Source organism: Couchioplanes caeruleus, assembly GCF_023499255.1.
Lineage (GTDB): Bacteria > Actinomycetota > Actinomycetes > Mycobacteriales > Micromonosporaceae > Actinoplanes > Actinoplanes caeruleus_A.
Map to the genome: position 1 here is coordinate 5,997,171 of NZ_CP092183.1, position 21,554 is coordinate 6,018,724.

The window sequence follows — 21,554 nt, forward strand, 5'->3', positions numbered from 1 at the left end:
CCCCGGGTCAGTCGACGCTGTAGTTCAGCGTGTAGAACGCCTTCGCCGCGGCCTTGAACTCCAGCGTGTTGTTCTTGACCGGGCTCGCACCGACGGTGTGCAGCCCGAGGTTGTCGTCGGCGCTGTTGGCGTCGATCTCGACGAGCTGCACGTTGACGCTGCCGGTGAAGGTCTTGCTGATCCCGCCGAGCTGCACGGTCTCGTTCTTGTGGACGCCGAACGGGCCGGCGGCCTTCACGCCGTTGATCCGCACCTCGATCTCGTCCTCCGAGATGGAGTCCTGCAGCTTGGCACAGTGCAAGGAGTTCAGCTTGATCGTGGACATCGGGTTCCCTCCCCCTGGTTCGCGGCCGTCTGCCGCACACCGACGACGATCGGCGCGACCCGTTGCGCGAACGTTGAGCAGGCGTTGAACCCGCCGGTCCGCCCGTAGTCTTTCCCGGTGGAGCTGCGCGAGACCTTCGACGAGGACGCCGAGCGGTACGACCGGATCCGGCCCGGCTACCCGGCGCGGATGGTCGATGACCTGGCCGCCGCCGGGGTGCCCCGCGGGGCGCGGGTGCTGGAGGTCGGCTGCGGCACCGGCCAGGCCACCGTGCCGCTGGCCGAGCGGGGGTACGACATCGTGGCCGTCGAGCTGGGCGCGCGCATGGCGGCCGTGGCGCGGCGCAATCTCGCCGGCTTCGACACGGTACGGGTGGTGACGGCCGCGTTCGAGGACTGGCCGCTGCCCGCAGAGCCGTTCGACGTGGTGTTCTGCGCGACGGCGTTCCACTGGGTCGACCCGGCCGTACGGGTCACGAAGTCCGCGGACGCGTTGCGGCTCGGCGGTGTGCTGGCGACGGTGGCGACCCACCACATAGCCGGCGGCAGCTGGACCGAGGCGTTCCACGGCGAGATCCAGCAGCGGTACGAACGGTTCGACCCGGCGACGCCACCGGGCCTGCGGAGGGTGTTCGCCCGCGACATCCCGCGCGACGACGCCGAGCTGACCCGGTCCGGGCGGTTCGAGCCCGCGGTCTTCCATCGGTACGAGTGGGAGGCGGCGTACTCGACGGCGGAGTACCTGGATCTCCTGCTGACCTACTCCGGGCACCGGGCGCTGCCGGAGCCGCGGCGCACCGGGCTGCTGACGGCCATCGCGCAGCTCGTCGACGACCACGGGGGCCGGGTCGTCAAGCGCTACCTGACCGAGCTGAGGGTGGCCCGCCGGACCGGGTGAACCGGGGATCCACCCGGTTGCCGGCGGGCCGCCGCGGTCAGGAGGTGGGGAAGTCGTCCGCGGTACGGATCCGGTTGCGCACCAGCGCGCCGGATTCGGTGAGCACGCCGGTCCCGGTGTACGTGCCGGCGGCGCAGGTGCCGGCCCGGAACGCGGCGCTGCCCTCACCGGCGTCGGAGTACGTCCAGTTCGCGTAGCTGATCTTCAGGCGATCGAGCAGGTCGAGCCACGCGGTCGTGCTGGCCGTGTCCACCGCTCCGCCGCCGCTGGCGCTCACCGTGCCGAACTCGGTGACGAACATCGGCAGCGTGCCGGCCGCCTTCTCCAGTTCGGCGCGGTAGTTGTCCTTGTGCGACGCCGCGTAGAAGTGGAACGCGTACATGATGTTGCTCGCGCGGACCGGGTTCGCGACGACCTCGGCGGAGCTCGCGCCGTCGGAGACGCCCAGCGACGACCAGCCCCGGGTGCCGACGATGACCACGGCGTCCGGATCGTTGGCCCGGATCACCGGGATGACCTGCTCGGCGTAGCTCTTGATGCCGGACCAGGAGACACCGTTCGGCTCGTTGGCGATCTCGTAGATGACGTTGGTCCTGGCGGCGTTGCGCGCGGACACCGCGGCGAAGAACGTCTTGGCGCGGTCCAGGTTGAGGTTGGGGTCGCCGGGCGTGAGCGTGTGGAAGTCGATGAGGGCGTACATGCCGCGGGCCCCGGCCTGGTCGACGAGCGAGTTGACCCGGCTCGTGAAGCCGGCCGGGTCGGTCTCGTAGCCGCCCTCCTGCACGTACATGGCGATGCGGAGCAGGTCGGCGCGCCAGTCGGTGGCGAGCGCGTCGAGGGAGGCGTTGTTGTAGCAGTTCGCGAACCACTGCAGGCCGTGGGTGCTCATGCCGCGCAACTGGATCGGGCGGTCGTACCGGTTGCACAGGTGCACGCCGCAGACCCGCAGCTGCCCGTTGATCCCGACGGGCGTGCCGGTGCCGCCGGCCGGCGGGGTGGTCGGCGTGGCGGTCGGGGTGGTGGTCGGCGTGGTGGTCCGCGACGGCGACGGGCTCGCCGTGGTGGGCCGCGCCGACGGCGTGGTGGGTACGGCCGTGGGCGTGGTGGCCGACGGCGTGGCGGGCGCGGTCGTGATGCCGCAGGTGGCGTCGTTCACCGTGCAGGCGGTGGGCCGCCCGGTGCCGTTGACGATCATCCCGAACTCGGTCGAGGCGCCCGCCGCGATGGTGGCGTTCCACCCGGCCGGGGTGAACGTGTGGGTGCTGCCCGACGTGGCCAGCGTCGCGTTCCAGGCATTGACGATCGTCGTTCCAGCGGGCAGCGTGAGCTGCACCCGCCAGGTGTCGAGCGTCGAGGAGGTGTCGTTCTTGACCACCACGCTCGCCTGGTAGCCGGTGGACCAGGAGTTCGTCACGGTGAACGCGGCGGTCTCGGCGGAGGCCGGCAGGGCGATCAGCGCCACCGTCGAGACGGCGGCGGCGACCGCGCCGGCCACGAGAAGTTTCAGTTTCACTCTGCGCATGAGGGGACTCCGTCGAGGGGTACGGGCGCGGGAGCGCTCCCAGGTGCCGGCGACTCTAACCACATGCGCCCTGAGCAGGCAAAACAAGCTGAAATCATCCTTAATTCGCGGCTCCGGGCAACCAAACGGGCGTCCGGAGCCACTACCCGGACGACCGGAAGGAAACCGCGTGATCCCGCACCTCATGATCATGGCTCTCGCCGCCCTGCCCGCGCCGGCCGGCGACGGCGTCACGATCGAGAAGGTGAAGGTCAACGGCTCCGGCTGCCGGCCGGACACCGTCGCGGTCGCGCTCTCGGCCGACCGCACGGCCTTCACCGTGATCTACAGCGACTACCTCGCCCGGGCCGGCGCGGGCGGCAAGACCAAGGACCAGCGGCGCACCTGCGGCATCACCGTACGGCTCGGCGTGCCGGGGACCATGGCGTACGCGATCACGGCCGTCGACCACCGCGGCTTCGCGCACCTCGAGGCCGGCGCCTCGGCGACCCTGTCGGCGCGCTACCACTTCACGGGCGCGGGCGCGCCGGCGTACACGACGCACGCGTTCGCAGCCGGCCTCGACGACTCCTGGCAGGTCACCGAGCCGGCCGGCAGCCCGGCGATGTTCAGCCCCTGCGGCGGGAGCACGGTGGACATCGACACCGAACTGCGCGCGCAGGCGGACCGGGCCGACGCGGCGACCAGCTACATCACCATGGACTCCACCGACGGCGCGGTCGGCGAGACGTACCGGCTCACCTATCGAGCCTGCTAGCGGCCGCAAGCCGGGCGCGTGCTCTCCACCCACGTGGTCGCGTCGAGGGCTACCGGCGAGACGGTACGCGGTTGCTCGTCCTCCGGCTCCACGCTGACGGAGGCATCAAGAGAACCGGATTGTCCCGCGCCACAGGCCCAGTCGACCACCACGTCGAGCGGCAACGCCGTGCCCGGCCCGATCTGGCGTTCCCGCTCGGGGCTGCGGACGGTGACGCCCGGCTGGTCGACGCGCACGGCTCGGACGTCGACCATGCCCGGCCCGGCGTTGACGACCGTCACCTGGGCGTCGAGGCGTACCCGCCGCCGCTTCCCGTCCACGGTGAGCGCGCCGGACTCCGCGAAGAGCACCAACGAGACCTTCGACTTGTCCTGTTCCACCGACTCCACCAACGGCCGGACCCGCCAGGCGTACGTCGCGACGCCGCCCAGCAGCACGCCGGCCACCAGCGACCCCACCACGACCGGGACCAGCCCGCGCACGGTGGCGGGCCGGCGTCGAACGCGGTCCGGAGCCGGCCGGTCCAGATCGATCACTGCTCATCCCCCCTGGTGTCCTGACGGTACTGGAGTCCGGGCCGTGGTGATCGATTCGGGACGTTGGTCCCGTCCGGTTGGGGACCTCGGGCACCTGAAACCGGGGGTGCGATCGACAAGCCTGGTGGGGTGCCGCGCCACCGTGGGGCACCGGCGGCCCCGGCCGCCGCACCCGACGCGAAGGATCACCGTGTCAGCACTGGACGACACCCGGCCACCAGCCACGGACAGCCTTCCCGGTACGGCCCCGCTGCTGGCGGCCCGCCGCTTCCTGACCCGGGAGACCGTCGGCGACCACGGGCGCACGCTGCACCAGGTGAGCGGCAACGAATGGGACGCGTTCTACCGTGACCGCTGGAAGTACGACAAGGTGGTCCGCTCCACGCACGGCGTGAACTGCACCGGCTCGTGTTCCTGGAACGTGTTCGTCAAGGACGGGCTGATCACCTGGGAGCACCAGGCCACCGACTACCCGACGACCGGGCCGGACGCCCCGGACTACGAGCCGCGAGGGTGCCCGCGCGGCGCCTCGTTCTCCTGGTACGAGTACTCGCCGTCGCGCGTGCGGCACCCGTACGTGCGTGGGGTCCTGGCCGAGATGTTCCGGGAGGCGCGGCACCGCCTGGGCGACCCGGTGCTCGCGTGGGCCGAGATCGTCGAGACGCCGCTGAAGGCGGCGGCCTACAAGGCGCAGCGCGGCCGCGGCGGCTTCGTCCGGGCGAGCTGGGACGAGGCGATCGAGATGACGGCCGCCGCGCACGTCTACACGACGAAGACGTACGGGCCGGACCGGGTGGTCGGGTTCTCGCCGATCCCCGCGATGTCGATGGCCTCGTTCGCGGCCGGCACCCGTTACCACGCGCTGCTCGGCGGCACGCTGCTCAGCTTCTACGACTGGTACGCCGACCTGCCCGTCGCCTCCCCGCAGATCTGGGGCGACCAGACCGACGTGCCCGAGGCCGGCGACTGGTGGAACGCCACATACCTGATGATGTGGGGCTCGAACATCCCGGTGACCCGTACGCCGGACGCGCACTTCCTCGCCGAGGCCCGCTACAAGGGCACGAAGGTCGTCGCGGTCAGCCCCGACTACGCCGACAACGTGAAGTTCGCCGACGACTGGCTGGCCCCGCACCCGGGCACCGACGGCGCGCTCGCGATGGCGATGGGCCACGTGGTGCTCACCGAGTTCTTCCGGGACCGGCAGGTGCCGTACTTCACCGACTACGTGCGCCGCTTCACCGACCTGCCGTTCCTGGTCACCGTCGAGGACGGCAGGGCAGGCCGGTTCCTGACCGCCGCCGACCTCGGTTCCGCCACCGAGGACGGCGGCGAGCACAAGACCGTGCTGATCGACGAGCGGACCGGCGAGCCGGTCGTGCCCAACGGCTCGCTCGGATTCCGGTACGGCGAGCCCGGCCGCTGGAACCTCGACCTCGGCGACGTGGTGCCCGCCCTGGGCATCGACTCGGACGAGACCGCGGAGGTCGACCTCGCCCGGTTCGACGTCGGCGACACCGAGGGCGGCTCCACCGTGCGCCGCGGCGTCCGCGTCCGGCGCATCGGCGGCCACCTCGTCACCACCGTGTTCGACCTGCTCCTGGCCCAGTACGGCGTGCGCCGCGGCGAGCTGCCCGGCGAGTGGCCCACCGGCTACGACGACGCGGAGTCGCCCAACACCCCGGCGTGGCAGGAGCGGATCACCGGCGTACCGGCCGCGCTCGCCACCCGGATCGGCCGCGAGTTCGCCCGCAACGCCGAGCGCAGCCGGGGCCGCTCGATGATCGTGCTGGGCGCCGGCGCGAACCAGTGGTTCCACTCCGACATGACGTACCGGGCGTTCATCGCGCTGGTCACGCTCACCGGCTGCCAGGGCGTCAACGGCGGCGGCTGGGCGCACTACGTCGGGCAGGAGAAGGCCCGCCCGGTCACCGGCCAGCAGCACCTGTCGTTCGCCTTCGACTGGCAGCGGCCGATGCGGCACCAGGCCAGCACCCCGTTCTGGTACCTGCACACCGACCAGTGGCGCTACGAGCGGGTCCCCGCCGACGAACTGTCGTCGCCGCTGGGCACCGGCCGGTTCGCCGGGATGGCGTTCGCCGACACGGTCGCGGCCGCCCAGCGGATGGGCTGGACGCCCGGCCACCCCTTCTTCAACCGCAACCCCCTCGATCTCGCCGATGACGCGCGGGCGGCGGGTGTGCCCGTGGCGGAGTACGTCGTGGACTCCCTGAAGGACGGCACGCTGACGACCGTCGCGGAGGACCCGGACGACCCGGCGAACTTCCCCCGCTGCCTCACGCTGTGGCGCTGCAACCTGCTCGGCTCGTCCGGCAAGGGCAACGAGTACTTCATGCGGCATCTGCTCGGCGTCGAGGGGTCCGCCACCGCCGACGAGTGCGACCCGGACCACCGGCCGCGCGACGTGGCGTGGCGCGACGACGCCCCGACCGGCAAGGTCGACCTGCTCACCGCGATCGACTTCCGGATGACCAACACCGGCCTGCACGCCGACGTGGTCCTGCCGGCCGCGACCTGGTACGAGAAGCACGACATCTCCACCACCGACATGCACCCGTTCGTGCACGCGTTCAGCCCGGCCGTGGAGCCGCCCGGCGACGCGCACACCGACTACGACGCGTTCCTCGCCCTGGCCGACAAGGTCAGCGAGCTGGCCGTGGACCACCTCGGCGTCCGCCACGACGTGCTCGCCGCGCCGCTGCAGCACGACACCCCGGACGAACTCGCCACCCCCGGCGGCCGGGTGCGGGACTGGAAGGCCGGCGAGTGTGAGCCCGTGCCCGGGCGGACCATGCCCAAGCTCATCGAGGTCGAACGCGACTACACGCAGATCGGCCGGAAGATGCGCACGGTCGGCCCACTGCTCGACAAGGTGGGCACCACGACGAAGGCGATCACCGTCGACGTCACACCGGAGATCGAGTACCTCAAGCACCAGAACGGCGTGATCGACGGGCGCCCCTCGCTGGCGACCGCCGACCGCATGTGCGAGGCGATCCTCACGCTGTCGGGCACCACCAACGGACGGGTGGCCGCGGCCGGGTTCGCCGAGCTGGAAGCCCGTACCGGGCAGCCGTTCAAGGACCTGATCGAGGGCCACGAGCACGACCGGATCACGTACGCGCAGACGCAGGACGCGCCGCAGCCGGTGTTCACCAGCCCGGAGTGGTCCGGCTCGGAGAAGGGCGGCCGGCGGTACTCGCCGTTCACGCTCAACGTGGAGCGGCTCAAGCCCTGGCACACCGTCACCGGCCGGCAGCACTTCTTCGTCGAGCACGACTGGGTGGCCGAACTGGGCGAGCAGCTGCCGGCGTTCCGGCCGCCGCTGAACATGGCCCGGCACTTCGGCAGGCCCGGCGACGCCGTCGACGGCGGGGTGACCGTCCGGTTCCTCACCCCGCACGCGAAGTGGTCCGTCCACTCGATGTACCACGACAACGAGCTGATGCTGGCGCTGTCCCGCGGCGGCCCGGTGATCTGGATGAGCCTCGAGGACGCCGCGAAGATCGGCGTACGCGACAACGACTGGATCGAGGCCCACAACCGCAACGGCGTGGTCGTCGCGCGGGCCGTGGTCAGCCACCGGATGCCCGAGGGCACGGTGTTCCAGTACCACTCCCCCGAGCGCACGGTGAACGTCCCGAAGGCCGAGAAGTCGCGCCGGCGCGGCGGCTACCACAACTCGATGACGCGGCTGCTCATCAAGCCCACGCACCTGGCCGGCGGGCACGCCCAACTCACGTACGCCTTCAACTACTACGGCCCGATCGGCAGCCAGCGCGACGAGATCACCGTGATCCGCCGCCGGACCCAGGAAGTGGAGTACTGATGCGGATCCGCGCGCAGGTCGCCATGGTGATGAACCTCGACAAGTGCATCGGCTGCCACACCTGCTCGGTGACGTGCAAGCAGACCTGGACCAACCGGGAGGGCACCGAGTACGTCTGGTTCAACAACGTCGAGACCAAGCCGGGCATCGGCTACCCGAAGCACTACGAGGACCAGGAGCGCTGGAAGGGCGGCTGGAAGCTCGACGGCAAGGGGCGCCTGGTGCTGCGCTCCGGCGGCCGGGCCAAGCGGCTCAGCCGGATCTTCGCCAACCCGGACCTGCCGGGCATCGACGACTACTACGAGCCCGCCACGTTCGACAAGGACATCCTCGTCAACGCGCCGGCCGGGCTCACCGACACCCCGGTGAAGCGCCCGCACTCCGCGCTCACCGGCGAGCCGATGGCCGTCACCTGGGGCGCCAACTGGGAGGACTCGCTCGGCGGGCAGTCCGGTCAGGACGACCCGAACCTGGCCCGGATGGCCACGAAGGTGAAGTTCGAGTTCGAGAAGACCTTCATGTTCCACCTGCCGCGCATCTGCGAGCACTGCCTCAACCCCGCGTGCGTCTCCGCCTGCCCCTCCGGCGCGATGTACAAGCGCGAGGAGGACGGCATCGTGCTGGTCGACCAGGACCGGTGCCGGGGGTGGCGGATGTGCGTGTCGGCGTGCCCGTACAAGAAGGTCTACGTCAACCACGCCACCGGCAAGGCGGAGAAGTGCACGTTCTGCTTCCCGCGCATCGAGGCCGGGCAGCCGACCGTCTGCTCGGAGACCTGCGTCGGCCGGCTGCGCTACCTCGGCATCGTCCTGTACGACGAGGACGCGGTGCTCGCCGCCGCCTCGGTCGAGAACGAGCACGACCTGCTCGACGCGCAGCGCGCGGTGTTCCTGGACCCGGACGACCCCGAGGTGGAACGGGCCGCCCGTGCGGCCGGCATGGCCGACGAGTGGATCGAGGCGGCGAAGCGCTCCCCGATCCGCAAGCTGATCAGCGAGTACCGGATCGCGCTGCCGCTGCACCCGGAATACCGCACGCTGCCGATGGTCTGGTACGTGCCGCCGCTGTCGCCCGTGCTCGACGCGGCCGGGGCGGCCGGGCGCGACGACACGGACGCGGACGACGTCTTCCACACGATCCGTGAGCTGCGCATCCCGGTCGAGTACCTGGCCGAGCTGTTCACCGCGGGCGACACCGACGCGGTCGCCGGGGTGCTGATGAAGCTGGCCGCGATGCGCTCGTACATGCGGGCCCGCACCCTCGACGGGACCGTCGCGCAGGAGCTGCTGGAGAGCATCGGGATGACCGGTGAGCAGGTCGAGGCCATGTACCGGCTGCTCGCCATCGCCAAGTACGACGAGCGGTACGTGATCCCGGCCGCCCACGCCAAGGAGGCGGCGGCCCTGGACGCGCAGGCCGCCGGGTGCTCGCTGGACCGCGAGGGCGGCCCCGGCATGACGGAGGGCCCGCGCGGGCTCACCCTCACCCCGGTACGGGGCCGGCCATGAGGTCCCGCGTCTTCGAGCTGGCCGCGCTGCTGCTCACGTACCCCGACGACGACCTGCTCGCCGCCCGTGAGGAGCTGCGGGCGGCCGCCGCCCGCGTCGAGCCCGAGGGCGTCCGCGAGCAGTTCACCGCGTTCCTCGGCTGGCTGACGGAGACGCCGGCCATAGAGGCGCAGCGGCACTACGTGCAGACCTTCGACCTGCGCCGGCGCTCCGGGCTGTACCTCACGTACTACCTGCACGGCGACACCCGTAAGCGCGGGATGGCGCTGCTCGTGCTCAAGCAGCGGTACCGCGCCCACGGCCTGCGGCTGACCGGCGGCGAGCTGCCCGACCTGCTGCCCGTGGTGCTGGAGTTCGCCGCCACCGCCGGGCCCGGGGACGGCGAGGCGCCGCTGCGCCAGCACCGGCAGGGCCTCGAACTGCTGCGCGCCGCGCTGACCGAGGACGGCACGCCGTACCGGCATCTGCTGAACGCGGTCTGCTCGGTGCTGCCCGGGCTGACCGACGACGACCGGGCCGCCATCGCGGCGCTCGCCTCGGACGGGCCGCCGGTCGAGACGGTCGGCCTGGACAGCATCGGCGCCGGCCCCGATGTCACCCCGTATCCCACCTGCTCCCCCGCGGAGGCGTTCCGATGACCACCCTGCTCTGGGTCGTCCTGCCCTATGCCTGCCTCGCCGTCTTCGCCGCCGGGCACGTCTGGCGCTGGCGGCACGACCAGTTCGGCTGGACCACCCGCACCAGCCAGCTGCTGGAGAGCCGGCTGCTGCGGCTCGGCTCCCCGCTGTTCCACCTCGGCGCCTTCGGCGTCATCGGCGGGCACGCCATGGGGCTGCTGGTCCCCGCGTCGCTCACCGAGCGGCTCGGCGTGCCGGAGCACGTGTACCACGTGGTGTCGGTCAGCGCCGGCACGGTCACCGGGGTCATGCTGGTGGCCGGGCTGGCCCTGCTGATCGCCCGCCGCTTCGTCAACGGCCGCGTCCGGCGGGTCACCACGACCATGGACAAGGTCCTGTACGCCTTCCTGGCCGCGATGGTGGTGCTCGGCATGACCGCCACCGTGGGCAGGAACATGCTCGGCGGCGGCTACGACTACCGGGAGACGATCGCCGTCTGGTTCCGGGGGATCTTCTGGTTCCATCCGCGCACCGAGCTGATGACCGGAGCGCCGCTCGTGTACCAGCTCCACGCGCTCGGCGGGTTCCTGTTCCTCGCGCTGTGGCCGTTCACCCGGCTGGTGCACGTGTGGTCGGCGCCGATGGCGTACCTGTGGCGTCCGTACGTCGTCTACCGCACCCGCCGCCGGCCCGCACCCGCGCCGCAACCCGCGCCCGCCGCGGTCCGCGACGCCGGGCGCGACCCGGTGTCAACCGGGCACTGACCTGGGCCGACAGTCCGGGACGAGGTCCCTCCAGGCCGGGCCGAAGGTCCCTACTGGCGGCGGCTCTGCTACCGCAGCCTGGACAGGAGCGTCCGGATCATCAGCCACCGGCCGCGACCAGCGAGACGTGGAGATGACATGACCACCACCCCACAGTCGGCCACCGGCCGCGGCGGCAAGCCGGGCGTGATGCTCGCCCTGGCGACGATCGGCTTCGCGGTGAACTTCTGGGCCTGGGCGCTGCTCAGCCCGCTGGCCACGAAGTTCACCACCACACTGCACCTCAGCTCGTTCCAGCAGTCGCTGCTGGTGGCCGTACCGGTCGTGGTCGGCTCGCTCGGGCGCATCCCGATCGGCGCCCTGACCGACCGGTTCGGCGGCCGGATCATGTTCCCGCTGGTCTCGCTCTCCACCATCGTCCCGGTGCTGTACCTCGGCCTGTTCGGGCACAGCTCGCTGGCGGCGATCCTGGTCGGCGGCTTCTTCCTCGGCATCGGCGGCACCGCGTTCGCCGTCGGCGTGCCGTTCGTCAACGCCTGGTTCCCGCCCGAGCGGCGCGGCTTCGCCGTCGGCGTGTTCGGCATGGGCATGGGCGGCACCGCGATCAGCGCGCTCACCACGGTCAAGCTCATCAACGCGCACAGCCTGCAGACCCCGTTCCTGATCACCGCCGCGGTGCTGGCCCTCTACGCCGGGGTCGCGTGGCTGGTGCTGCGCGACGCGCCCGGCCGGGTCGTACCGTCGACCCCGCTCGCCGCCCGCCTGGCCGCCACCTCCCGGCTGCGCATCACCTGGCAGGCCGCCGCGCTGTACGCGGTCGCCTTCGGCGGGTACGTCGCCTTCTCCGTCTACCTCCCGGCCTACCTGAAGAACGCGTACGGGCTGACCCAGGCCGACGCCGCGAACCGGATGGCCGGCTTCGTCCTGCTCGCCGTGCTCCTGCGCCCGATCGGCGGCTGGCTCTCCGACCGCGTCCCGGCCAGCCGGGTGCTCGCCGGCGCGCTGGCCGTGGTGGTGCTGGGCGCCCTCGCGCAGTCCTTCACCCCGGGCCTGGCCCCGCTCGGCACGGTCGCGTTCCTGTCCATGGCCGCCGCGCTCGGCACCGGCAGCGGCGCCACCTTCGCCCTCGTCGCGCAGAAGGCCCCGGCGAACCAGGTGGGCTCGGTCACCGGCGTGGTCGGCGCGGCCGGCGGCCTCGGCGGTTTCGTCCCGCCGCTGGTCATGGGCTCCATCTACGGCAGCTACCACTCGTACGCCCTCGGCCTGGTGCTGCTCGCCGTGGTGGCCGGCGCGGCGCTGCTGCTGAACCTCGTCTCGGTCGGCCGCCGCGACGCCGTGGCGGCCTGAGCCACCATGCCCGAGGTGCGACGGCTGCGGCACGCCTCCGCGGAACGCCCGTTCATCGTGATCTGGGAGGCCACCCAGGCCTGCCCGCTGGCCTGCCACCACTGCCGCGCCTCGGCCCGTCCCCAGCGTGACCCGGCCGAACTGACCACCGACGAGGCCACTGGCCTCATGGCCCAGGTGGCACAGTTCGGCCGGCCGGCGCCGCTGTTCGTCATCACCGGCGGCGACCCGTTCCAGCGCCCCGATCTGACCACGCTGGTGCGCCGCGGCACCGACCTGGGCCTCGCGGTGTCGGTGTCCCCCTCCGGCACCCCCACACTGACCCGCGAGGCCCTCTCCCGGCTCCGCGACGCCGGCGCCCGGGCGATCTCGCTGAGCCTGGACGCGGCCGGTCCGGCCGCGCACGACGGTTTCCGCGGCGTCGCCGGGGTGTACGCGCTGACCACCCGAGCCTGGCGCGACGCCGCGGACCTCGGGCTCAAGGTGCAGATCAACACGACCGTCACCCGGCGTACGGTCGATGAGCTCCCGGACATCGCCGCGCAGGTACGCGACCGCGGCGCCATGCTGTGGAGCGTCTTCTTCCTCGTACCCACCGGGCGCGGGCGTGACCTGGCGGCCCTCGACGCCGCCGAGACCGAGGACGTCCTGCACCTCCTCTACGACCTCGGCGAGACCGTGCCCGTCAAGACCACCGAGGCCCACCACTTCCGGCGCGTCTGCCTCCAGCGTGCGGTTCTGGCCCGTCACGGCGTACCCGCGCCGAAGCTCGGCCCGCTGTACCGGCGGCTGCGGCGGCGCCTCGACGAGCTCGGCCTGACGAGCGGGCCGCAGCGGCCCCGGCGCCCGCCCCTGCGGGTCAGCGCGGGCGACGGCTTCGTCTTCGTCTCGCACCGCGGCCAGGTCCACCCCAGCGGCTTCCTCCCGCTCCCGGCCGGCGACGTCCGGGCGCAGAGCCTGGTCGACATCTACCGCGACGCGCCGCTGTTCCAGGCCCTGCGCGACCCGGACCGGCTGGGCGGGCGGTGCGGGGTGTGCGAGTTCCGGACGGTGTGCGGCGGCTCGCGGGCCCGCGCGTACGCGACAACCGGCGACGTGCACGCCGAGGAGCCCGTGTGCGGCTACCAGCCGGGCTCGTTCCCGTACCCGGAGGAGCTGGCGGAGCTGACGGCGTAGCGCCGCGCCAAACTTGATTCATTCCAGATTACGGACTACGTTGGCCGGGTGACGGCGGACCTCGAGGCGGAGCTCCGGGCGGTCCCCCTGCGGGTGACCCGGCCCCGGGTCGCCGTGCTCGCCGCCCTGCGCCGGCACCCGCACGTCGACACCGACACGGTGATCGCGCTGGTCCGCTCCGAGCTGCCCACGGTCTCCCACCAGGCCGTCTACGACGTGCTCCGCGCGCTCACCGACGCCGGGCTGGTCCGGCGCATCCAGCCGGCCGGCGCGACCGCACGCTACGAGCGCCGGGTCGGCGACAACCACCACCACCTCGTGTGCCGCCACTGCGGCGCCATCGCCGACGTGGACTGCGCCGCCGGCGAAGCCCCCTGTCTCACCGCCTCCGACAGCCACGGGTTCGTGGTCGACGAGGCGGAGGTCGTCTACTGGGGCGCCTGCCCCGACTGCGCGACCGAACGCCCTCTCCCGCAATCGGCCCGTTCGGAAGGAAGCACATGAGCGACACCCAGGACCACCCCGCCAGCGCCCAGGGCGTGGACAAGAAGGCGGCGGAAGGCTGCCCGGTCGCGCACGACTCCGTGACCGCGCACGGCAGCGAGAGCGAGAACCCGGCGATCGACTCGCCGACGCCGAAGACCGGCGGCCGTCCGCGTACGGTCCGCGACTGGTGGCCGAACCAGCTCGACCTGTCGGTGCTGCACGCCCACTCGTCCAAGAGCAACCCGCTGGGCCCGGACTTCAGCTACGCCAAGGAGTTCGCCAAGCTCGACGTCGAGGCGCTCAAGCGCGACATCGTCCAGGTCCTCACCACCTCGCAGGACTGGTGGCCGGCGGACTTCGGCCACTACGGCGGCCTGATGATCCGGATGAGCTGGCACTCCGCGGGCACGTACCGGATCAACGACGGCCGCGGCGGGGCCGGTGACGGCGGCCAGCGCTTCGCGCCGCTGAACAGCTGGCCCGACAACGCCAACCTGGACAAGGCCCGCCGCCTGCTGTGGCCGGTCAAGGCGAAGTACGGCCAGAAGATCTCCTGGGCCGACCTGCTCGTGCTCGCCGGCAACGTCGCCCTGGAGTCGATGGGCTTCAAGACCTTCGGCTTCGGCTTCGGCCGGGTGGACGTGTGGGAGCCCGAGGAGATCTTCTGGGGCCCGGAGGACACCTGGCTGGGCGACGAGCGGTACGTCTCCGAGAAGGAGATGTCCGAGGGCGTCGGCGCGACCGAGATGGGCCTCATCTACGTCAACCCCGAGGGCCCCCGCGGCAGCGCGGACCCGATCGCGGCCGCGCACTTCATCCGCGAGACCTTCCGCCGGATGGCGATGAACGACGAGGAGACCGTCGCGCTCATCGCCGGCGGCCACACGTTCGGCAAGACCCACGGCGCGGGCGTCGCCGACAACCACGTCGGCCCCGAGCCGGAGGGCGCGCCGCTGGAGGCGCAGGGCCTCGGCTGGCTGAGCACGCACGGCAGCGGCGCGGGCCCGGACACCATCACCAGCGGCCTCGAGGTGACCTGGACCGACACGCCCACGCAGTGGGACAACCGGTTCTTCGAGATCCTCTTCGGCTTCGAGTGGGAGCTGACCACCAGCCCCGGCGGCGCGAAGCAGTGGGTCGCCAAGGACGCCCCGGAGATCACCCCGGACCCGTTCGACCCGGCGAAGAAGCACCGGCCGACGATGCTCACCACCGACCTGTCGCTGCGGATGGACCCGGCGTACGAGAAGGTCTCGCGCCGTTTCCTGGAGAACCCGGACGAGTTCGCGCTGGCCTTCGCCAAGGCCTGGTACAAGCTGCTGCACCGCGACATGGGCCCGGTCAGCCGCTTCCTCGGCCCCTGGGTGCCGGAGGCGCAGCTGTGGCAGGACCCGGTGCCGGCCGTCGACCACGAGCTCGTGGGTGACGCCGACATCGCCGTCCTCAAGGCGAAGGTCCTGGAGTCCGGCCTGACCACCGCCCAGCTGGTCTCGACCGCGTGGGCCTCGGCGGCCAGCTACCGGTCCACCGACAAGCGCGGCGGCGCGAACGGCGCCCGCATCCGCCTCGAGCCGCAGCGCACCTGGGAGGTCAACCAGCCCGAGCAGCTCGCCACGGTGCTGAACACCCTCGAGGGCATCCAGCGCGAGTTCAACGAGGCCGGCGGCGCGAAGATCTCGCTCGCCGACCTGATCGTGCTGGCCGGCTCGGCCGCCGTGGAGAAGGCCGCGCGCGACGCCGGCGTCGAGATCAACGTGCCGTTCCACCCGGGCCGCACGGACGCCTCCCAGGAGCAGACGGACGTCGAGTCGTTCGGGGTCCTGGAGCCGCGCGCCGACGGCTTCCGCAACTACCTGCGTCCGGGGGAGAAGACCCAGCCGGAGGTGCTGCTCGTCGACCGGGCGTACATGCTGAACCTGACCGCGCCCGAGATGACCGTGCTCGTCGGCGGTCTGCGGGCCCTGGGCAACACCGTCGGCGACAGCCGGCACGGCATCCTCACCGACCGGCCCGGCGCGCTCACCAACGACTTCTTCGCCAACCTGCTCTCCCCCGGCACCCGGTGGAAGGCGTCGCAGTCCGAGGAGCACGTGTACGAGATCCGCGACGTGACCACCGACGAGGTGAAGTGGACCGCCACCGCGGTCGACCTCATCTTCGGGTCGAACTCGCAGCTGCGCGCCCTCGCCGAGGTCTACGCGAGCGACGACGCCCGGGAGAAGTTCGTGGCGGACTTCGTCGCGGCCTGGACCAAGGTCATGGAGCTCGACCGGTTCGATCTCGCCTGATCCGCACGGCCGACGGGCCCCGTACCGATCCCCGCGATCGGCACGGGGCCCGTCGCTCGTCGCGGGCACGGGGTTCTGTCGTTCGTGGAGCGGGTCGCCGGGGCCGACGCGGTGGCGAGGTCCGGGCCAAGCCGGCGCGGGCAATGGTGATCTCGATTTCGGTCAGTGTGCTCGGATCTCCCAGACCGGATGGTGGGGCTCGTCGTTGTGCACGATGATGTCGGCGTGGCCGGTCGGGCGGGCCGTAGCGAAGGAGAGCTGCTGGGAGGGGATGTAACGCTCGCGCCAACGTCGCTCGACGTCGGCTTGAGGCGACACCCGGCGCTCCCGGATCACGGCACGATCCACGGTCTTCTCGAGCGCGGTCGACACGAAGATGCGCGGGGACGACGCAGTATCCGCTGTGCGGTCGTACACGGCGGGCTGGAAGCGTCGATCTCCGCCCGGGCCCAGCGGATCGAGCAGCACCCGGGTCAGCCCCTCGTAGTCGTGAGTATCGAAGTAACAGCCTTCCGCTGAATACTCGCCGCGCGGATAGCGCTGTGCCCGGCGTGGTCTTGCCTGCGGCGGGCGGTCCGTCGACGGCAACCCGCGTCGGGTGTGTGACGGCAACGGACCCGACTACCTCAGCCAGGTGGGCCAGCACCTCGTCGCGGGTGCCATGGTTCACGTCCTGCCCCGTCCTGGGCTCGCGACGTTCGCCGCGCCGGGCCGACGACCGGCTGTGAAGGCTGCGCGCCGCGTCGCTCAGCAGCCGACCCGCCGGGACGCGAGCGCGATGTCGTCGATCCACACGTCGAAGCCGGCGGGCGTCGTACCGGCCTGGTAGAGCTGCCAGCCGATCTTCACGGTGTCCACCGTGGGCAGCACGAACGGTACGGGGTTGCCGCCGTGCTCGTCCTCGGTGGCGGTCAGCGTGGCCCGGCCGTCGAACCAGGTCGTCACCGTGTTCGTCGCCGGGTCGAGGCGCCACTCGACGCACTGCCACGGTCCCGCGTCGGCGGGTGCGGACTCCGTCCACGCCGTCCAGTCGCCGGTGGGACCGCCATCCGCGCCGATGCCCCAGAGCGCCCGGCCGGCCGGGGGGACGTACTGGCCGCCGACCGGGCGGACGACCTCGGCGCTGCCCGTTCCGGTCGCCTCGACGAGCGTGAAGTGCGCCCAGTCGGGCGCCGCCGGGAAGGCGCCGACCCGCAGCCGCATCCGGCCGTAGAAGCCCTCCGCGGGTACGGCGAGATCGTCGGCGCGCAGGAACGCGCGGCCGTTGTCGGCCGTACGGATGTGCAGCACCTTGCCGCGACCGGCGGACCGGCGCTCGACGGTGAGCGTGCCGTTGCGGGTGTCGATCCCCCAGTCGAGGCTGGCGGCGCCACCGACCGGCAGCCGGTCGAAGTTCTCGCAGAACAGGGCGCCCCGCGGCGGGCAGTCCCGGGCCGGCGGCGCGGCGGTGGCGCCGCCGGCGAACAGCGGGAGCGTGAGCACGGACAGGGCGGTCAGCAGGCCGATGCGCTTCAACCGGTCCTCCTCGATGGATGTCTATGGGAGCGCTCCCATCATCACACACATCGATGCCCGCCCGGCGCCGTCAGGCAGCCGCGCGCCTCATCGCGGCACCCGCCAGGTCGTTGAGGACGGTCAGATCGGCCGCACCCAGCTTCGAGTCGGACATCATCACCACCACGACGTAGTGGTCGACGGCGGCGGCGACGTAGCCGACGTAGCGGTCACCCTCGTCGTAGTTGCCGAGGAACAGCACGGTGTCCGGCCCGAGATGGTCCTCGGCGACCGGGTCGAAGCCGTTGCTCCCGCCACCGACCCCGCACCGGGCCAGCTGCGCCTTCAGCTCCGCGATGTACGCCCGCGCCCCGTCACCCCGATAGCGGGCCACATTCTCGTAGACCCGGTACCGGCTGCCGTAGTCGGCGGCCTCCGTCCGGCTCGCGGCCGGCACCGGCACCGGCGTGTCCGCGCACGGCTGCGGCAGCAACGGCCACACCAACCCGTCCTCCACCGGCCCGGGCACCGCGCCGCCCAGATCCTCGGGCTGCAGCATGACCCGATCAGGAACCCCCCGCGGCCGCGCCCCCGCCACGGCCGGCGCACTCGCCGACACCAGCCCGAGGACGGCGGCCATCACGACCATCAATGTCTTTCGCATGGGCCCATCCTGCCCGCACGACGCAAGCGCCTAGTGGAGAACTAACGGCGTCGACCTTCCTCGCGCAAGGGCCTGTCGGCCAGCAATGGTTGAAGCTGCCGCATCAGCCGCTCGGAACTGACGTTCCGGGGCAGGTCGATTCGCAAATCGATGCCCGGGCCGCGGACCGTAAGTACCACCGACTCACGTTCGTTACCCAGCCGCCAACGACGGATCGCTGCGGCGATCGCCTGCAGCTGCGGTTGGGCGGTCAGGACAGTGGCCACGTTGGCCGCAACGGCGATTCCTTCGATCGCCATCGTCACGGCTGACGCATCTCGCGAGCCCTCATAAGGAAGAGCCAGCTCCTGCACAACCGTCTCAGGCAGCCGAAGCACGATACTGGTCATTCTCACCTCTCACCAATGCGGCGATCCGTTCCCGCAACGACTGGTCCAAGGGGCGCAGCGTTCGAGATGATATCTCCCCGCTGATGTACCCCTGAACGTGCTGAATGCCAAGGCCATATAAATCGTGGAGTCCAACCGGCGACTGACCGTCCACACCCTCCACGATCACCGGTCGCGGGGAATGCGAGTGGCCTCGATTACTCGCATAGCGTGCGACTTCCATGACGAGCTTGAGTTCTTCGATCGCCATCGGGTGGAAGAGAATAGCCCGGTCGACCTTGATCTGGGTCAGAGGCAGCTCAGCGAGCCGAGCCAGCGATGAGTAGCCAACCCCGAAGTCGTCGACCGCGAAGGTCACATCGAGGGTGGCAGTAAGCTCCGTAAGCCGGCGATGGAAGAACACGAGCGGTTCTTGCGGCCAGATTTCGTCGTCTCTCGGCTCGATGGGGTCCTGCTCGGATATCTCGAGAGTGACGAGCCGTGGGTTGAGGGCCGCATCGGCCAGCGCAGCGCGGACCTCAGCAATGTAACCGTCATTGAGCAGGGCTCGCACCGCCACATTGATAGAGACGGGCCGAGTGCCCTCCCAAGCGGTGGCGCCATCAGCTTCCGCATATGCCCGAATCGCTTTGGCAGCCAGGATGGAGTCCCGTTCGATGACGAATCGATCGCCCCATGCCTGACACATCCGCAATGCTCTGAACGGTGCTCCGAGGTCGTTCTCGTGCTGGCGCGCGAGAGCTTCATAGCTGTACACACCAATACCCGGGGGCCGGGCGTCGAGCTGAATGACCGGCTGGAAGACCATGGTCAGCGACTCCATCAGGCGCCGATGCAGAGACGCCGCATGGTGATACAGATCCACGGGCAGCCGCCCAAACGCGATACGCAGCGCCGTGAGCACTCCGAGTTCCGCCTCGACCGGGTCAGCGAGCACGGCGACTGCCCACATCGCCTGCAACATCACTGCCAGAGGTTCGCCCATGTCCAGTGGAGGGTCGACGACCGCCAAGCTGGTCACCCTCTGGCCGTCGCGCTTGAGGGGAACAAAGAGGACGCGACGGCCATCTTCCTCGGACACCAAGTGTCCCAGCGACGAGCTTTGCGAGGGGTCGGCGTACCGGGCGCTGCGTTCTAGAAGTGCACGCAACTCCTGGTAGCGGAATCGAGCCGTCGAACTCGCTATCCGCGGCTCAGGCCCGAAGAAGTCAACGACCGCTACGGAGTCGGCTGCCAGGGCGTGGCGGATCCGCTCGATCGGGGCGTCCGGCTCCGAGGCGAGGGCCTGCCCGCCTGAGCGGAAGAATCGGTCGAGCAACTGCCGTATCGAACCGGTGAAGTCATCAAGCGGGTTGCGACACGGGATGATCGACGCCGGCGCGTCGTCCGGCGCGACCTGTCGCCGGCGGGCGTGTCGCGAGACCGGCGGCTGCGTCAGCGGGACACTGTCGCCCCAGTTCTGCAAGAGCTGACCTGGCGCCGGGTGCAGGCCCTTCGTCGCCACGAAGTCTGCCATCCGAGCGAAGGAGACGCGGCCATCGCCATCTGCCGCCGCTCCTCTGAGCGCATCCAGGACGTGATAAGTCAATTGACCGTGACGCAGGTCGTCAGACTCCCGCGCAGCAGCCCCTGCCCGGCAGGCGAGTAACGCGCTGTGCCGGTCAACCCGTGGCCTGTAGGTCTGCATGACCTCGTTGTGCCGCATGTCCGCATCTTGATAACGACCGGCTTGGCAGCAGTCGAGGATCAAGAAGGAGGTGCCCTCGAAGACTCCGAACACATCGCGCTTCAGAAACGTGAGCCGAAGCCCACGGTCGGGTTGGGCCCGCAGCTCTGTCGCGTCGAGGTCAGCGGTGACCAGATACGCGTCCGAGTCGGTCATCCACTCAGGAACGAGGGCATGACCGGCAAAGTAGACGAGCAACACGTCGGCGGGGTCCGCGTCCAGTGCAGCGTCGCGGAGCGTCGCCTTGACGTCAGACCACGTCGCCTGATTGCCGAGCAGCAGGGTCACGTCGCCGTCTTCGAACGTGCCGAGGCTTTCATCGAGGAGCAGGTCCCGAACGGCTCGAGCATCCGCCTCGGCGTAGCGGAGGGAAGGCATTCCGATTTCCCGTCCGCAGTGATCGACTCCGATAAGGACCGCTTTACGTCGCCCTCGCATACCCGACCCCCCTGCCCCTACCGACTACATTGAGCAACCGGATGCGGACTGCACGTTACGGTAGTCGAGCGCGACAGGCCTGACTCATCCCCCGAACAGACGGTGTTCGATCCCGATAGGACAGACGGTCTCGTGGCATTGCGCCCACCAGCAGTTGTCGGACAAGGCCGGATGCGGTCAGCCGATTCCCCAGGCGCGCAGCAGCCGGTCGATCTGCTCCTCCAGAGCGACGGACCACGGCCGGTCCCGCTTGTGGATCCGCAGCGACACCATGCCGTGCAGCCCCACCCACAGATCCTCGGCCGTCGCCTCCGACGGCTCGTCGAGGCCGGCGATCACGCTGTCGATGTGCGCGAGCAGTTTGTCGGCCGCGTCCGTACGGACGTAGTCCTCGCCCAGCTGGTCGGCGCTCTCGAAGCGCAGCTGGTAGAGGCCGGGGTGGGCCAGGCCCCAGGCGGCGTACGCGTGGGCGAAGCCCCGGAGCCGTTCGGCGGGCGGCCGGGCCGGGTCGTCGGCGGCGGACACCGCGGCGACGAAGGCCTGGTCGATGGTCAGCAGGATGACCCGGTTGAGGCTGCTCTGCGACGGGAAGTGGCGGTAGACCGCGGTCGGCGTGACACCGCACTCGCGGGCCACCGCTCGCAGCGACGGCACCGACAGCGGCAGGCCGGGCGACGCCAGCTCCATGGCGGCGGCGACCAGCTGGTCGTACCGACCCCGTGCCCGCACCGGATCACCATAGCGCAGGCCCTTGTTTACGAGTGTTAACC

The 21,554-nt window shown here is 71.0% G+C and carries 17 protein-coding genes and 2 pseudogenes; 10 read left to right on the top strand and 9 right to left on the bottom strand.

Annotated features, from left to right (window positions below; translation table 11 throughout):
* Positions 1 to 7: 7 nt before the first annotated feature.
* On the bottom strand, positions 8 to 325 hold the full coding sequence (locus COUCH_RS27770; protein ID WP_249608166.1) for a hypothetical protein: 318 nt from the start codon (positions 323 to 325) through the stop codon (positions 8 to 10).
* Positions 326 to 442: 117 nt separating this feature from the next.
* Here COUCH_RS27770 and COUCH_RS27775 point away from each other — a divergent pair, with 117 nt between their 5' ends.
* Positions 443 to 1,222 (top strand): class I SAM-dependent methyltransferase, encoded by a 780-nt coding sequence (locus COUCH_RS27775; protein WP_249608167.1) that lies wholly within the window; start codon positions 443 to 445, stop codon positions 1,220 to 1,222.
* Between the two features lie 37 nt (positions 1,223 to 1,259).
* Here the strand turns inward: COUCH_RS27775 and COUCH_RS27780 are convergent, their stop codons facing one another.
* Complete coding sequence (locus tag COUCH_RS27780) at positions 1,260 to 2,744, bottom strand: cellulase family glycosylhydrolase (protein WP_249608168.1); 1,485 nt, start codon at positions 2,742 to 2,744, stop codon at positions 1,260 to 1,262.
* A gap of 169 nt (positions 2,745 to 2,913) precedes the next feature.
* On the opposite strand from COUCH_RS27780, the gene COUCH_RS27785 reads away from it, so the two are divergent.
* Positions 2,914 to 3,501, top strand: a complete 588-nt coding sequence (locus COUCH_RS27785; protein ID WP_249608169.1) for a DUF4360 domain-containing protein — start codon at positions 2,914 to 2,916, stop codon at positions 3,499 to 3,501.
* Here the strand turns inward: COUCH_RS27785 and COUCH_RS27790 are convergent.
* Positions 3,498 to 4,037 (bottom strand): hypothetical protein, encoded by a 540-nt coding sequence (locus tag COUCH_RS27790; RefSeq protein ID WP_249608170.1) that lies wholly within the window; start codon positions 4,035 to 4,037, stop codon positions 3,498 to 3,500. The genes COUCH_RS27785 and COUCH_RS27790 overlap by 4 nt on opposite strands.
* 250 nt (positions 4,038 to 4,287) lie before the next feature.
* Between COUCH_RS27790 and COUCH_RS27795 the strand changes: the two genes are divergently transcribed.
* From COUCH_RS27795 to katG, 8 genes and pseudogenes are all read left to right on the top strand, one after another.
* Positions 4,288 to 7,887, top strand: coding sequence for a nitrate reductase subunit alpha (locus COUCH_RS27795; protein ID WP_249613817.1), 3,600 nt, complete (start codon positions 4,288 to 4,290; stop codon positions 7,885 to 7,887).
* Positions 7,887 to 9,347, top strand: a pseudogene (gene narH / locus COUCH_RS27800) (nitrate reductase subunit beta); the annotation flags it as partial. The gene COUCH_RS27795 and the pseudogene narH, both read left to right, overlap by 1 nt.
* A gap of 44 nt (positions 9,348 to 9,391) precedes the next feature.
* Positions 9,392 to 10,033 (top strand): nitrate reductase molybdenum cofactor assembly chaperone, encoded by a 642-nt coding sequence (narJ, locus tag COUCH_RS27805; RefSeq protein WP_249608172.1) that lies wholly within the window; start codon positions 9,392 to 9,394, stop codon positions 10,031 to 10,033.
* Positions 10,030 to 10,776: a respiratory nitrate reductase subunit gamma gene (narI, locus tag COUCH_RS27810; protein WP_249608173.1), complete on the top strand. Its 747-nt coding sequence runs from the start codon at positions 10,030 to 10,032 to the stop codon at positions 10,774 to 10,776. Before narJ ends, narI begins: the two co-directional genes overlap by 4 nt.
* A 138-nt stretch (positions 10,777 to 10,914) precedes the next feature.
* Positions 10,915 to 12,123, top strand: coding sequence for an MFS transporter (locus COUCH_RS27815; protein WP_275979991.1), 1,209 nt, complete (start codon positions 10,915 to 10,917; stop codon positions 12,121 to 12,123).
* Positions 12,124 to 12,129: 6 nt separating this feature from the next.
* Positions 12,130 to 13,299 carry a TIGR04053 family radical SAM/SPASM domain-containing protein gene (locus COUCH_RS27820; protein ID WP_430640821.1) on the top strand — a complete coding sequence of 390 codons (1,170 nt, stop codon included), beginning with the start codon at positions 12,130 to 12,132 and terminating at the stop codon, positions 13,297 to 13,299.
* A gap of 48 nt (positions 13,300 to 13,347) precedes the next feature.
* Positions 13,348 to 13,803, top strand: a complete 456-nt coding sequence (locus COUCH_RS27825) for a Fur family transcriptional regulator (RefSeq protein WP_249608175.1) — start codon at positions 13,348 to 13,350, stop codon at positions 13,801 to 13,803.
* Positions 13,800 to 16,073 carry a catalase/peroxidase HPI gene (gene katG / locus COUCH_RS27830; protein ID WP_249608176.1) on the top strand — a complete coding sequence of 758 codons (2,274 nt, stop codon included), beginning with the start codon at positions 13,800 to 13,802 and terminating at the stop codon, positions 16,071 to 16,073. Before COUCH_RS27825 ends, katG begins: the two co-directional genes overlap by 4 nt.
* 162 nt (positions 16,074 to 16,235) lie before the next feature.
* Here the strand turns inward: katG and COUCH_RS27835 are convergent.
* The 6 genes and pseudogenes from COUCH_RS27835 to COUCH_RS27860 form a co-directional block, all read right to left on the bottom strand.
* A pseudogene (locus COUCH_RS27835) lies at positions 16,236 to 16,743 on the bottom strand (uridylate kinase).
* Positions 16,744 to 16,820: 77 nt separating this feature from the next.
* Positions 16,821 to 17,588 (bottom strand): hypothetical protein, encoded by a 768-nt coding sequence (locus COUCH_RS27840; protein ID WP_249608177.1) that lies wholly within the window; start codon positions 17,586 to 17,588, stop codon positions 16,821 to 16,823.
* A gap of 70 nt (positions 17,589 to 17,658) precedes the next feature.
* Complete coding sequence (locus tag COUCH_RS27845) at positions 17,659 to 18,231, bottom strand: hypothetical protein (RefSeq protein ID WP_249608178.1); 573 nt, start codon at positions 18,229 to 18,231, stop codon at positions 17,659 to 17,661.
* A 41-nt stretch (positions 18,232 to 18,272) separates the two neighbouring features.
* Complete coding sequence (locus COUCH_RS27850; RefSeq protein ID WP_249608179.1) at positions 18,273 to 18,620, bottom strand: hypothetical protein; 348 nt, start codon at positions 18,618 to 18,620, stop codon at positions 18,273 to 18,275.
* A complete protein-coding gene (locus COUCH_RS27855) occupies positions 18,592 to 20,784 on the bottom strand; it encodes an EAL domain-containing protein (protein ID WP_275979992.1) in 2,193 nt (730 codons plus the stop codon). The genes COUCH_RS27850 and COUCH_RS27855 overlap by 29 nt, the downstream gene beginning before the upstream one ends.
* Before the next feature lie 177 nt (positions 20,785 to 20,961).
* A complete protein-coding gene (locus COUCH_RS27860) occupies positions 20,962 to 21,513 on the bottom strand; it encodes a TetR/AcrR family transcriptional regulator (protein WP_249608181.1) in 552 nt (183 codons plus the stop codon).
* Positions 21,514 to 21,554: the final 41 nt, after the last annotated feature.

Excerpts from the sequence above, each read along its gene's own strand:
- COUCH_RS27770 (WP_249608166.1), bottom strand. The coding sequence starts at position 325 with ATGTCCACGATCAAGCTGAACTCCTTGCACTGTGCCAAGCTGCAGGAC.
- COUCH_RS27780 (WP_249608168.1), bottom strand. The coding sequence starts at position 2,744 with ATGCGCAGAGTGAAACTGAAACTTCTCGTGGCCGGCGCGGTCGCCGCC.
- narJ (WP_249608172.1), top strand. The coding sequence starts at position 9,392 with ATGAGGTCCCGCGTCTTCGAGCTGGCCGCGCTGCTGCTCACGTACCCC.
- narI (WP_249608173.1), top strand. The coding sequence starts at position 10,030 with ATGACCACCCTGCTCTGGGTCGTCCTGCCCTATGCCTGCCTCGCCGTC.
- COUCH_RS27815 (WP_275979991.1), top strand. The coding sequence starts at position 10,915 with ATGACCACCACCCCACAGTCGGCCACCGGCCGCGGCGGCAAGCCGGGC.
- COUCH_RS27820 (WP_430640821.1), top strand. The coding sequence starts at position 12,130 with ATGCCCGAGGTGCGACGGCTGCGGCACGCCTCCGCGGAACGCCCGTTC.
- katG (WP_249608176.1), top strand. The coding sequence starts at position 13,800 with ATGAGCGACACCCAGGACCACCCCGCCAGCGCCCAGGGCGTGGACAAG.
- COUCH_RS27845 (WP_249608178.1), bottom strand. The coding sequence starts at position 18,231 with ATGCGAAAGACATTGATGGTCGTGATGGCCGCCGTCCTCGGGCTGGTG.
- COUCH_RS27850 (WP_249608179.1), bottom strand. The coding sequence starts at position 18,620 with ATGACCAGTATCGTGCTTCGGCTGCCTGAGACGGTTGTGCAGGAGCTG.
- COUCH_RS27855 (WP_275979992.1), bottom strand. The coding sequence starts at position 20,784 with ATGCGAGGGCGACGTAAAGCGGTCCTTATCGGAGTCGATCACTGCGGA.